The 13,233-nt window shown below is 61.5% G+C and carries 10 protein-coding genes; 2 read left to right on the top strand and 8 right to left on the bottom strand.

Annotation, left to right across the window (positions count from 1 at the left end):
• Window positions 1-121: 121 nt before the first annotated feature.
• The 5 genes from OU694_RS15880 to OU694_RS15860 all read right to left on the bottom strand — a co-directional run bounded on the left by OU694_RS15880 (window position 122) and on the right by OU694_RS15860 (window position 7,832).
• On the bottom strand, window positions 122-2,686 hold the full coding sequence (locus OU694_RS15880; protein ID WP_308911998.1) for a TonB-dependent receptor domain-containing protein: 2,565 nt from the start codon (window positions 2,684-2,686) through the stop codon (window positions 122-124).
• Window positions 2,687-2,797: 111 nt separating this feature from the next.
• Complete coding sequence (locus OU694_RS15875) at window positions 2,798-5,593, bottom strand: beta-helix domain-containing protein (protein ID WP_308911997.1); 2,796 nt, start codon at window positions 5,591-5,593, stop codon at window positions 2,798-2,800.
• 183 nt (window positions 5,594-5,776) lie between these two features.
• On the bottom strand, window positions 5,777-6,325 hold the full coding sequence (locus OU694_RS15870) for a prepilin peptidase (RefSeq protein ID WP_308911996.1): 549 nt from the start codon (window positions 6,323-6,325) through the stop codon (window positions 5,777-5,779).
• Window positions 6,326-6,332: 7 nt separating this feature from the next.
• Window positions 6,333-6,956, bottom strand: coding sequence for an arylformamidase (gene kynB / locus OU694_RS15865; protein WP_308911995.1), 624 nt, complete (start codon window positions 6,954-6,956; stop codon window positions 6,333-6,335).
• 24 nt (window positions 6,957-6,980) lie between these two features.
• Window positions 6,981-7,832: a tryptophan 2,3-dioxygenase gene (locus OU694_RS15860; RefSeq protein ID WP_308911994.1), complete on the bottom strand. Its 852-nt coding sequence runs from the start codon at window positions 7,830-7,832 to the stop codon at window positions 6,981-6,983.
• A 308-nt stretch (window positions 7,833-8,140) separates the two neighbouring features.
• Between OU694_RS15860 and OU694_RS15855 the strand changes: the two genes are divergently transcribed.
• Entirely contained in the window at window positions 8,141-8,797 is a 657-nt protein-coding gene (locus tag OU694_RS15855; RefSeq protein WP_308911993.1) for an MBL fold metallo-hydrolase, read from the top strand.
• A 39-nt stretch (window positions 8,798-8,836) separates the two neighbouring features.
• Window positions 8,837-10,144: a DUF3667 domain-containing protein gene (locus tag OU694_RS15850; RefSeq protein ID WP_308911992.1), complete on the top strand. Its 1,308-nt coding sequence runs from the start codon at window positions 8,837-8,839 to the stop codon at window positions 10,142-10,144.
• 57 nt (window positions 10,145-10,201) lie between these two features.
• Here the strand turns inward: OU694_RS15850 and OU694_RS15845 are convergent, their stop codons facing one another.
• From OU694_RS15845 to sppA, 3 genes are all read right to left on the bottom strand, one after another.
• Window positions 10,202-10,831, bottom strand: a complete 630-nt coding sequence (locus tag OU694_RS15845) for an FMN-dependent NADH-azoreductase (protein ID WP_308911991.1) — start codon at window positions 10,829-10,831, stop codon at window positions 10,202-10,204.
• A gap of 132 nt (window positions 10,832-10,963) precedes the next feature.
• The gene (msrB, locus tag OU694_RS15840) at window positions 10,964-11,365 is read right to left on the bottom strand and encodes a peptide-methionine (R)-S-oxide reductase MsrB (protein ID WP_308911990.1); all 402 of its coding nucleotides are present in this window, start codon (window positions 11,363-11,365) and stop codon (window positions 10,964-10,966) included.
• A gap of 2 nt (window positions 11,366-11,367) precedes the next feature.
• The gene (gene sppA / locus OU694_RS15835; protein ID WP_308911989.1) at window positions 11,368-13,206 is read right to left on the bottom strand and encodes a signal peptide peptidase SppA; all 1,839 of its coding nucleotides are present in this window, start codon (window positions 13,204-13,206) and stop codon (window positions 11,368-11,370) included.
• Window positions 13,207-13,233 lie beyond the last annotated feature (27 nt).

Here is a 13,233-nt window from a genome sequence, read left to right as displayed (position 1 = left end):
ATTTTTTCGAAACAAATTTGCCATCAAAAGCCTTGTCGGGCTGGCGGCGTCCCATAAAGAAGCCCCCCGAAGATTGCTCCGGGGGGCCAGGTTATCCGATCGTGCTTGGACGCGGTTTCGATCAGAACGAATATTTGAAGCCGAGCGAGAAGGCACGACCGAGGTCATACTGTTCGAAGATCCCCTCGCCTTGCGTGCGGCGGTAATCGTCGTTCAGCAGGTTCTCTGCCTTGAAGCTGACTTCGAGCGGGCCGCCGAACACATCGACATTCCGCTTGTAAACGAAGTTCAGGAGGACCGGCGGGTTCTCGTACACGTCCGGTGCCCCGAAGAGACCCGTACCGTCGATTCGCTTGCCCTGATAGTTGAGGACGAGCGAGACGCGCTCGCCGGCCTCGAACTCCTCCCAGCCGATCGAAGCGTTGCCGAGCCACTTGGACGTGCCCTGCAGCGGACGTACGAGCGTCGTTGCCTGGGTGTCCTGACCGGTCAGGTCCACTTCCGAATCGATGTAGGAGATGTTGCCGTTGAAGAAGAATTCGCGGTCACCCACGAAGTCCCAGCCGAAAGCCTCGCGAACCGGCAGGTTGATCTGCAGTTCGGCTTCCGCACCCTTCAGCTTGGCACCAGCGGCATTCTGCAAGCTCTTCAGCGGGCCCTCGCCGAGGATGGTGTAGCTTTCCTCGATGGGGTTCGTGAAGTCCTTGTAGAAGACACCGACCGACGCGAAGTCGGCAGCACCGAAGTACCATTCGATCCGGGCATCATAGTTGTCGATGTCGGCCGTCAGGAGATCGGGGTTGCCGCGGACGTTCTCGCCGCGCTCGTTGACGAAGGTGGCGCGCGACAGCTCGCGGAGCGTCGGGCGGTTCACCGTTTGCGAGTAGGCAAGGCGCAGCTGCAGATTCTCGGCAAATTCCCAGGTCAGGGTCGCGGCGGGGAGGAAATCCTCTTCCGAGCGGCTGACGGGGTCCGGTTCGCCGGTGACGCGGATGAAGGTCAGAAGATCCTGTTCCGATTTTTCATAGCGGCCACCGACAGCGATCCGAAGCACGTCGGAAAGCTGGGCGTCGATCCCTGCATAAAGCGAGGTGATCTTCTGGTTGCCGGTGAATTCGTCCGACGGGTCGGTATATTCGGCGAGCGTGATGCCCGCCGGATCAAGGTTGACCGGACCGAAGACGATTTCAGGAACAAGCTTGCGAAGCTCGATATTGGCACCGGCCGGGAAGACGAAGCCATAACGCAGCATTGAGGACGTATAGTCCTGATCCGACATGTGGGCGCCGAGCTTGAAGTCGACCGGCGTATCGCCGAGCGTGACGGGCTGGAGGATATCGAGGCCACCCGACCAGGTTTCGCTCTTCAGGGCGCCGTAGGACGTGCGGTTGCCGTCCGTACGCGGCGACAGGAGATCGGCCTGTTCGTTCTCGTCGAAATCGTAGGTGAATTCGCGCCAGAACGGCAGGTCACGGGTCGAGCGGGTATAGTTGGCGAGCCAATTGACCTGGGTTTCCTGGAACGTGTCGCTATCGTGCGAGAAATGATGCTCGCCCGATACCTGGTTCCACCAGACTTCACGCTCTTCCCACCAGGTTTCGCTGTTGGTGCGGATCGAACCCGGGTCGGAAGCAAACGAGCCCTTCTCGATGGACGCGCGCTTCGTGGATTTCCTGAGGATCACCGAGGTGGCCTTCAGGGCATGATCGGGACCAAGCTCGGCACCAACGGTGAGGATACCATTGAGGCTGATATTCTGGTTGGTAACGCGGCGGCCGCAATCGGTGGCATCGCCGCTTTCATATTTGCCGCAGGCCTCAGCATTCACTTCGTCGCGGGGTACGAGGCCGGCGTTCGAGGTGGCGTAGGTGTTGCGCTCGCCAAACTCGTTGTCCCACTCGTTCTCATAGTTGCCCGAGATGAGGAAGCCGTAGGCATTATCACCGGATTCGAAACGGTCACCGTAGGTGAAGTCGACCTTGGCGGCAGGAAGGTTGTCCTCCGCATCGATCGACCATTTGTTCGGCAGGGCTTCGGCTGCTGCGTTGCGCTCTTCGGCGGTCATGCCTTCAAGCGTCGGGTTGGCAGCGAGAGCCGCCGGCAGATCGCGCATCTTGCCACCGAAACCGAAGAATTCCGAGTTCGGGCCGTCATAGCTGAGGCCGCTCTTGAACGTGCTTTCGGTGTTCACCTTGGTGCCGATGCCGATCTCGAGGATCTGCTCGTCCGGCACGGCTTTGGTGCGCATGTCGACGACACCGCCGCCGAAGTCGAGCGGATATTCAGGCGAGAAGGTCTTCTGCACGAGGACAGAGCCGACCATTGCGGTCGGGAAAATGTCCAGGGGCACGTCGCGGCGCAGTGGCGACAGCGGCGGGAGGGTCGAGCCGTCGAGCTGGGCGAGCGAGTAGCGTTCGCCGAGACCGCGGACATAGACATATTTGCCGCCAACAACCGAGAGGCCGGTCACCCGGGTCAGGGCCACGGCCACATCGCTGTCACCCGTGCGGGCAAAGGCTTCTGCGTCAAGGATGTTGGAGATTTCCGAGGTCGCCCGCTTTTCGTCAGGGATATACTGGCCCTGGACGACGACTTCCTCGATACCGCTGTCCTGCGTTTCCTGCGCAATCGCTGCAGTGGGCAGGGCGAGCACGGTGGAAGCAAGCAAGGCTCCCTTTAGGCTCATGTCGAATGATTTCATCTTTTGCACCATTCAGGTTCGATTAGGTGTGGCGATGGCGCTGCCGGGGATTGCGGACAATTCCGCATGCCGGCAGCGCCACCCGTTCAGAGGTCCTTACTGGTGGAGCCAGACGGTCCAGCCTTTGGTCCAGTCGTTCGCATCGTCCTTCACGGCACCGATGAAGTCGGTGTTGTCGAAGAAGCTGTCGACCGCGTTCACGTTGGTCGGGGTCACAGAGGACTGGCTGGTGATGAAGTTCTTGCCACCACCGGCCGGAGCCACGAGAACGGTACCCGTGTCGGCTGCAACATTGTTGGTCTGACCGAGGAACCAGGCTTCAAGGTCTGCGTCTTCCGCGCCATCGTCGAAGTTGCCGCTGTCAACGCAGGCCAGCAGGGTCGACTGGATGGTGATGCCGGTCGAGGCATTGTCACGGTTGGCGTAGGTCGGATCGTCGTCGATATCGAGGCACTCTTCGCCGAAGTTGGCGGCAACCGAATTCCAGATACGGGCACCGGTACCAGCGCGGAGCAGGATGCCGATGTCACCGATGCTGCTGTCGCCGGCGCCGTAGAGCGAGACGTTCGACAGGAAGGGACGTGCACGCGGGGTGAAGTCCATGCCGTCGCCGAAGTTATCGGCTTCGATGCCTTGGTCCGAGTTCGGCTGGTTCGGGTTCTGGACGACCACCACATACTGGGCCTTGCCGGTCCAGCCCTGGGTCCAGTCGAGGCTGTCGTCGTCAGCGCCGGTCAGCACAAGGTGCTTCGCATTGACAGTGCCACCGAAGAACTCGATCGCGTCGTCAGCGCCGTTGTGGACTTGCAGGTAATCGATCTCAGTACCCGTGCCGACGCCCTGGAAGGCAATGCCGTTCAGTTCGTCGTCAGAGGTGATCGGGTTACCGGCGTATTTCACGACGGTGTAGAGGATCTGGCCGCTGTCGTCGTCGGAGACGTTACCGCCATAGAGGCCGCTGTCGCCTTCGCCTTCAGCTTCGCAGATGCCGGCGCCGTTACAGGTGTTGATCGGGGCACGGCCGTTGATCACGATACCGCCCCAGAGCGAGGTGTCGGTGTCGAGGTTGGCGGTGGCGTCGTTCGCCGAGGTGAAAGTCACCGGCGAGGATTTCGTGCCGTTCGAGACGAGTTTCGAACCGCGCGAGACAACGAGGTAGGACTGCAGGTCTTCGCCCATCACGGTGACGCCAGCGTCAACGGTGAGGGTCGCCCGTGCAGCGCTGGCCGACGGGTTGGCGCCGTCGCCACCGATATCTTCACCCACAACAACCTTGCCGCGGAGAACATAATCGAAGCCGCCGATCAGACGGACATTCTCGGTTAGCGTGCCTTCGAGGACGCAGGTGTCGGTGCCTTCGGCGGTGGTGCCATCCGGGCAGCTGGCAGCGTCGTTGATGCCATAGGACCAGCCGAGGGTCCAGTTGTCAGCCGTGGAGGCCGAGCGTACGGCACCGGCATAACCGGCGTTGTCGAAGAAGGTGTCGACGGTGCGGACGTTCGTTGCAACGACAGCGTTTTCCTGTGTGCCGTTGATGAAGCCCGAAAGCGACGAGGTGCCGACCTGGTTACGAGCCTGGCCAAGGAACCAGCTTTCAAGGTCGCCGTCTTCCGCGCCATTGTCGAAATTGCCGCTGGTGCAGGCAAGGAGGGTCGACTGGATGGTGATGCCGGTCGAGGCATTGTCGCGGTTGGCGTAAGTCGGATCGTCGTCGATATCGAGGCATTCTTCGCCGAAGTTGGTGACAACCGTGTTCCAGATGCGGGCACCCGTGCCAGCACGGAGCAGGATGCCGATGTCGCCGGTGCTCTTGTCGCCAGCGCCGATGATCGTCATGTTCGACAGGAACGGACGCGCACGCGGGGTGAAGTCCATGCCGTCGCCGAAGTTGTCGGCTTCGATGCCCTGGTCCGAGTTCGGCTGGTTCGGGTTCTGCATGATGAGAACGTATTGAGCCTTGCCGCGCCAGCCCTGGGTCCAGTCGAGACTGTCGTCGTCGGCGCCGGTGAGGATCAGGTGCTTGATGTTGGCGGTGCCGCCGAAGAATTCGACGGCATCGTCCGCGCCGTTGTGGACGTGGATATAGTCAAGTTCGGTACCGGTGCCGACGCCCTGGAAGGCGATGCCGTTCAGTTCGTCGTCGGCCGTGATCGGGTTGCCGGCATATTTGACCTGCACATATTTCATCGTGCCGCTCGAATCAGCGTCGTCATTGCCGCCATAGAGGCCGCTGTCGCCTTCGCCTTCTGCTTCGCAGACACCCGAACCGTTACAGGTGTTGATCGAGGCGCGGCCGTTGATCACGAGACCGCCCCACTCCGAGGTGAAGGGCTCTTCAAGTGCCGGGCCGCTGTAGCTCGGGCGGGTGTTGGTGATGCCAAGTGCCGAAGCGAGGCCGAGGTCGAGGCCCGAGGTGAAAACGATCGGGTCGCCCGAGGTGCCTTCAGCTTCGATCTTCGAACCCCGCGAGACGACCAGAAGGTCGGTCTTGGTGGCGCCGTAGATGGTGACGCCCGGCTCGATGGTGAGGGTTGCCGGATCGCCGGTGCCGGCATTGCCTTCAGCGCCAACGTCCACGCCGATCACGACCTTGCCGCTCAGCTGGTAAAGGTTGCCCTCGGTCAGCGTGATGTCACTGGTGATGGTGCCGGAAAGACGGCAATGGGTCTGGGTGCCGACAGTTACGCCGGTGGTGCCGGTCGGGCAATCGCCGGTGCTGCCACCGCCATCGCCACCGCCGTTGCCGCCATCGCCGCCACCGCCGCCGGTGCCCGGGTTCGGGCCTTCGTTGCCAGGTGAGGCGAGTTCGGTCGAGCTGTCGCCGCAAGCAGCGATTGCCAGGGCGGCAGTCGCGGCCAATAGCACCGACTTCAGTGATTTCATGCTGGTCATGTTTCTTCCCCGCAAAGGACTTCTGGTTGGGTTGGATCGAAAAAATCCATGCGCCAAGCACCCGAACGGATCAGGGCCAAGCACTGAAAAGCGGCTATAGAGAGCGCCTGTTACAGTTTCTTTGCAGGGGTGAAAGGGGGGTCAAATATTCACAAAACGTTCATACTGGGCCCGAAAAACGCGCTATTGGAGCAGCCAGAGAGCCCAAAATGATAGCGCAATCGCCGGCCCGAAAGGGACGGCTGCAGACGAGTCGAAACGTCCTCCGAACAAAGGCGTTACCAGAAGAGCGAGCAGTTGGCCCGCAGCGGCAAAAAGCAGCAGAAACGGCAGGGATTGCCAGCCAAGCCATGCACCTGCGGCGGCCACCAGTTTGGCATCGCCAAGCCCCAGTCCGTCGCGGCCACGCAGGGCCCGGTATGCGGCACTGATCCCCCAGAGAATGCCGTAACCGGCCACAGCACCAATCAGGCTGTCCGCAAACGGACTGTCATATTGGTTAAGGCCGGCATGCAGAAGGCCAAGCGCAATGAGGGGAAAAGTGACAGCGTTCGGCAGGCGCATATGACGGATGTCATAAAGCGCGAGATAAAGAAGACTGCCGAGCAGGATGAGGCTCGCGGCCAGCCGGGCAGGGTCGGGCATCATATAGACGCACGCCCCGCCGATAGTCACAAAACCTGCCGCGAAGGCAGGCCAGTTGATATCGGCAAGTGAGGCGCGCGGCTCCATCACGGCCTCAAAGGCTGCGCAGGATGGCGCGCACGGGGCTGCCGTCAGAACCTTCGATCTTCAGGGGCAGGGCGATCAGTTCGTAAGTGCCTTCGGGCACGCCGTCCAGCACCAGCCCTTCGAGGATAGCAAGGCCGTGCGCCGCCACACGGCGGTGAGCATCGAGCGTTTTCGAGTCCTGCGGGTCAAGCGAGGGCACGTCGGTGCCGATCAGCTTCACGCCGCGCGCTGCCAGCCAGTCGATCGTTTCCGGGTGGATGGCAGGGAACGCCGGGTCCCATCCTTCATGCGGGAAGGCGGGGAAAAGTTTCAACAGCACCCGTCCAACGCCGTCCTCCAGCTTGCCCTTCAGGTCGTCGCTGGTGACAAGCGCACCGACGCTTGCGGAAAGGTCGATCACCTGCGCGGGGCCTAGATAGGCATCAAGCGGGGTCGAGGCGCTATCAAGCCCGTCGAGGGTATAGTGGCATGGCGCGTCAGCATGGCTGCCGGTGTGGGTGGAAAGCGTGAGGCTTGAAACCTTAACCGGGCAACTGTCGCTCATTTCCCAGGTTTCGGTCATTTCATAGTCGGTATCGCCGGGCCACACCGGGATGCCCGGGCGAAGCGTTTGGCTGATGTCATAGATCACGGGGTGTCTCCCTTGGTCACATCGTCACATCCGCGTCCGCGCGGTCCAAAGCTCGGGGAAGAAGCGCAGATCGAGCGCTTTCTGCAGATAGCTGACCCCGCCGGTGCCGCCGGTGCCGGGCTTGTAGCCGATGATCCGCTCCACGGTTTTCATATGGGCGAAGCGCCATGCATGGAAATGGTGCTCAAGATCCACCAGCTTTTCGGCAAGTTCATAAAGGTCCCAATGGTCGGCGGTGTTGCGGTAGATGGCAAGCCAGGCGTCCTCGACTTTGGCATTCGCCTTGTAAGGCTGCCGCCAGTCGCGGTCTGTCACCTCCGCCGGAATATCGAAGCCACGGCGCGCGAGGAGTTGCAGGCAGAGGTCATAGAAGCTTGGCGCATCCAGCACCGCCTGCAGGCGGGCATAGCGCGCGGGCACATCGCGGTGCGCTTCGGCCATCTGGGCATTCTTGTTGCCAAGCCGGTATTCGACCTCGCGGTACTGGAAGGACTGGAAACCCGACGAATGACCGAGCTTGTCACGGAAGGCGGCATAATCGGCAGGCGTCAGCGTCGACAGGATTTCCCATGACTGCTGCAGGTTTGCCTGAATGCGTGAAACGCGCGCCAGCATCTTGAAAACGGGACCAAGGTCTTCGCCCGCTTCCAGAAGCTTCATGGCGGCACCGATTTCGTGCACGCACAGTTTCAGCCACAGCTCGGATGCCTGATGAATGACGATGAACAGCATCTCGTCATGCTCGTCCGAGACCGGGTTCTGGCAGGCCAGCAGGTTATCGAGATCGAGATAACTGCCATAGCTCAGATTCTGTTTCCAGTGGATGCCTTCGCCGGTCAGGTCGACGCTGGTTTTCGGGGCATTGGTGTCGGTCATTCGCGGTCCATCACTCGGGCGTTTCGGGTGGCGTTTTTCAGTCGACCGTGTCGACGACAACATCAATGGCCCCGGTCGCCACCTTGACCGGTGCGGTAACGATCGCGCAGCCGCCGGTCAGAAGGATCAACAGGGCGGCCAGCGGGAGGCGTAACATGGTTTCACTCGCAACTATTATACGGGCAGGGTTGGTCTCGCAAGCTATCTGCAGCGGGGGGCGGGTCAAGCCTTAAATCTTCGGTGGGCTCCGGGCTTGCCTCTCGCGCGGGCCCTCACTAAGGTTCAGGCGAAACCAACAAGAGGACGTCATGCTCAAGGCCCAGATCATCCCCGTGACCGCTTTCCAGCAGAATTGCAGCCTTGTCTGGTGCGACGAGACGATGGAAGGCGCCTTTGTCGATCCGGGTGGCGAACCGGATAAGCTGATCGCGGCCGCTGAGGCGCGCGGCGTGAAGATTGTGAAGCTGCTGCTCACCCACGGGCACCTGGATCATGCAGGAGGGGCGGCAGCCCTGCGCGAGCGGCTTGGCGTGCCGGTGATCGGCCCCCAGAAGGAAGATGCCTTCTGGCTGGAGCGGATCGAGACAGATGCCGCCAATTACGGCCTGCCGGGCCTGCGGTCCGTGGCACCCGACGAATGGCTGGAGGACGGCGAACAGGTCGGCTTCGGCAACGTGATGTTCGACACACTTTATTGCCCCGGCCACACGCCGGGCCATGTGGTCTTTTTCGAGCCGAACTCGAAGGTCGCTTTCGTGGGCGACGTGCTGTTCAAGGGCTCGGTCGGGCGGACCGATTTTCCGCGCGGGGACGGGCCGACACTCATCAAATCGATCACGGAAAAGCTGTGGCCGCTCGGGAAGGATGTGACCTTCGTGCCCGGCCACGGCCCCTTGTCCACCTTCGGGGATGAGCGGCAAAGCAATCCGTTCGTGGCCGACAGGGTGCTCGCGCGCGCATCCTGACCGGGGCAATTCGCTATCGTCAAAGGGGGGCTTTAGGCGATGCAGGCAAGATACAGGCGGTTTCTCGCGAAACTGAGAAAACCCTTCCGCTATCCCGAACGTCGCCGCCGCCGCAAACTGCGCGCCGCAGTGACGGAGGTGCAGGCGCGCGAACAACGCTGCCTTGACTGCAATACACTGATGGAGGGGCCTTTCTGCCACGCCTGCGGGCAGAAAGAAGGCACGCTCAAACGCCCGCTCTGGACCTTCATCACCGATGCGTTCGACTATACGCTTTCGTCTGATAGTCGCTTTTACCGCACGATGGTGGCGCTGGTGCTGCGGCCCGGCTTCCTGACCCGCGAATATATGGACGGGCACCGCACCCGCTATTTCCCGCCGGTGCGGCTTTATATCGTTGTCTCGATCGGCTTCTTCCTTCTGCTTTCGCTCGCCAATGTGGCCCTGCTGGACCTGAAGCTGGTGCCGAAGAAAGACACACAGGCCGAAGAGACGAGCGAAGGCAGTGGCAGCGAAGCGCCAGCGGACACTGCCCCTGACGCAAATTCAGAAGCACCGCCGAGCGATGGTGTGGAACATGCCACAGAGCCAGCGTCAGCAGAGGCTACGCCCTCCAACTCACCGGAAGTGGAAGCGGTCGTTCAGGACGTCATTTCATCGCTGAACGAAAGCGGTGTGGAACTGAAGCCCGAAGCAAAGGCGGATCTGGAACGTCAGCTACGGGCAAAGGAAAGTGCTCAGGATGCGGCGGACGAAGATGTTGTGATCGCGGCGGCCGGAGGCACTGGTTTTGACCTGCCTGAAGTGCCGTACCGCCTGACTTTGGGCATGTTCGTGCCGGTGAACGACGAGCCCCGTATCAGTCTGACCCCCGAAGAGACCCAGAAGCTGATCGACAGCAAGCAGTTCGATCTCCTCACCGTTGGCGCCATGCGCGGATTTGCGCGCGCCTTCGAGGATCCGACCACCTTCAACAGCCTGTTCAACATCTGGATGCCGCGCGCACTGCTGGTGCTGATGCCCATCTTCGCGCTGCTATTGTGGATCACCCATTGGGGCAAGGGGCGGAACTATGTCCACCAGCTGGTCTTCTCGCTGCATTTCCACAGCTTCCTGTTCCTGCTGATGGCGGCGCTCACCGTGGTGGTGCCCATATATGGCGGGGACATCGGCTTCAGCGTTTTCTGGTGGGGCACGTCGCTTTACATCATCGTCGCGCTGAAGGTGGGCCAGATGCAGGGCTGGATCAGGGCTTTCCTGAAGGCCGGTTTCATCTGGGTCACCTATTTCACCATATTGATGAGCGGCATCATGATCGCCGTGTTCCAGGGGCTGCGCGCCTTGTAAGGGGAGGCGGGCACGCAGCCCCTGGAGGCCCGTCACAAAGACGGCCCGGAGAAAGCCTCAGGCAGCGCGGCGGGCAGCTACCAGGTCTTCCGCAGCTTTCACGGCACCCTTGCGGGCCTTTTCAAGGCTTTCAGCCGCGCGGATCGCCAGCTGGTCGGCAGCGACCACGGTCACATCCGTGATGCCGACGAAACCGAGCACGTGGCGGATATAGGGCGTGGCGAAATCGATGGCGCTTTCAGCCTGCGTGCCGCCCGAGGTGACGAAGATCACCGCTTTCTTGTTTTCCAGAAGGCCAACCGGGCCGTTTTCCGTGTAGCGGAAGGTGACGCCGGCGCGGGCGATCAGGTCGATCCAGGTCTTGAAGGCGGCGGGCGTGCCGAAATTGTAGATCGGCGTGCTGATCAGCAGCACATCCTGTGCCTTCACTTCGTCGATCAGGCTGTCGGACAGGGCAAGGGCTTTAGTCTGCTCGTCCGTGCGCTTGTCGGCAGGCGTGAAGTTGGCGCCGATCCAGGTGGCGTCGATCAGCGGCAGGGCGGTCGAAAGATCACGGGAGGTCAGGTTCACATCGTGGCCATTCGCGGCCAGCGTTTCAAGATACAGGTCAACAAGGGCCTTGGAATTCGAGGTGGCAGGCGTGGCGCTCGTATCGATGCGCAGGATATTCAGGGCTTGGGTATTCATAGCGTTTCTCCGGGTCAGGGGTTCTGTTGACCTGAAGATAAGCGTTGCTGCCTTGCTGATTTAGCCCGATAAAACGGCACCCGAAGTTGCAAATTTCGCGACACGACTTTCGGGGCGTGTCGCGGAAGGGTGTCACCCCTCCTTGGGCTCGAAGTCGAGCGACAGGCTGTTGATGCAATAGCGCAGGCCTGTGGGCTTGGGGCCATCCGGGAAAACGTGGCCAAGGTGGCTTTCGCATTTGGCGCACAGGATTTCGGTGCGGATCATGCCGTGGCTTACATCGCGCTTCTCGGCAACCACACCGTCCGCGATCGGCGCCCAATAGCTCGGCCAGCCCGAACCGCTGTCATATTTGGTGTCACTTGAGAAAAGCGGCGTGTGGCAGGCGGCGCAGGTGTAGGTGCCTGCGCGCTTCTCGTCCCAATATTTGCCGGTGAAGGCCCGTTCGGTGCCGCCGCAGCGGCACACGGCATATTGCTCGGGCGTCAGTTCAGCCTGCCATTCAGCGTCCGACTTTTTTTGCGCGTCGTCCATCGTTACCGCACCGAACATTCAAGGCAGAGCGCATAACGGCCCATGGGGTCGTTGAACTTCACGAGCGCCATGGCTTCGGCTTTCAGCATCATTGCCGTTTTGAACATCGGCGACTGGCTGATCAGGCTGAGGTCATCGACCGGTGCCTTGACGGCGAGGCTGTCGAGGATATCGGCGATGATGGTGTCCAGATTGCTCGGCGCGTCGCGGAAGAAGACCGGCTCGTACGAAGTGACACCGGCCTTGGCGGCGGCGGCGGCGATGGCGTCATCCAGCCCGCCGAGGTTATCGACAAGGCCGATGGTCTGCGCCACCGAACCTGCCCAGACACGGCCCTGGGCGATTTTGTCCACATCCTCGATCGACATGCCACGGCCAGCGGCCACGCGGGTCAGGAACTGGCGGTAGCCTTCCTCGATCGACTGCTGCACCACATCCTTCGCGGTTTCGGACATCGGCCGCGAAACATCGAAGGCACCGGCAAGCTGCGAGGTACCCACGCCGTCCGTGTGCACACCGATCTTGTCGAGCGTGTTTTCAAAGGTCGGGATCACCCCGAAGATACCGATGGAACCGGTGATGGTGGTGGGCTCGGCCCAGATTTCATCCGAAGTGGATGCGATCCAGTAGCCGCCTGATGCCGCCATCGAGGCGAAGGACGAGATGACCGGGATGCCGTCCGCTTGGGCCGCCGCCAGTTCCTGCCGGATCAGTTCGGACGCGAAGGCCGAACCGCCGGGGCTGTCCACGCGCAGCACGATGGCGGCGACATTTTCGTCCGTGCGGGCTTCGCGGATATGGCGCACCAGCGTTTCAGCGGCCGCCACATTGATCGGCCCGTCGCCCATCACGATCTCGCCCTGCGCGGTGATCACGGCAATCGCCTTCTCGCCGCGCTTCGCCATATTCTGGGTGGCACCGAGATAGGCCTGATAATGGATCTGGTTGAAGCTGACGCCATCGGGCGTCGTGCCGTATTTTTCCATCAATTCATTGCGCCATTCGGAGCGCGGCGCCAAGGCATCGACAAGGCCCTGGTCAAGGGCTGCCTGCGCGAAGTTGCCGCCACCGGCCCTCAGCACATTGCTGAAATCGGCAAGCAGGCGGGAAAGCGCGCCGGCCTCCAGCCCGCGGGCGCGGGTCACGGACGATTCGTAGGATTCCCACAGCGAGCCAAGGAAGGCGCGGTTGGCCGTTTTGGCGGCTTCCGACATATCGTCGCGCAGATAGGGCTCAACTGCCGACTTGTAGGTGCCCACCCGGAAGACGTTGACGGTCGCACCGACTTTATCAAGGAGCTGCTTGAAGTGCGGCACATACTGGCCGTAACCGGTAAGGAGCAGCGAGCCCGCCGGGTTGAGGAATACCTTGGTGGCCTCGGCGGCGATCAGGTAGCTCGCCTGATCATATTCCGAGCTGATGGCATAGACTTCCTTGCCGGCCTCGCGGAAGGACCGCACGGCCTCGGCAATCTCGTGGCCGTGGGCCGGGGAAACGCCCCACATATTGTCGGTCAGGATCGCCATGGCGGCGATGCGGCTGTCATTCTTGCCGCGCTCGATGGCGGTCAGGATGTCATGCACGCTGGTTTCGGGCGGCTGCTGGTCGAAGCTGTTGAAGAGGAGCGACAGCCGGTTCGGATACTGCGCCTGTTCCACCACATTGCCTTCGGGCCACAGCACGAGGACAGAGCCATTCGGCACGCCCGGCAGTTCGACCGTGCGGTTCGCAAATTTGATGACGAGGACAAGCCCCAGGATCACAAGGATGCCGGCGACAAAAGTGCCAACCCCCTGGATGGTGTTGATAAGGGCTTTAAGGGCTTTCCAGATGCCTTGCATGCGAACGGGACTCCGGGTCTTGGAATT

This window comes from Pseudokordiimonas caeni (assembly GCF_026719705.1).
Classification (GTDB): Bacteria; Pseudomonadota; Alphaproteobacteria; order Sphingomonadales; family Kordiimonadaceae; genus Gimibacter; species Gimibacter caeni.
This window is presented reverse-complemented; position numbering and strand designations above follow the sequence as displayed.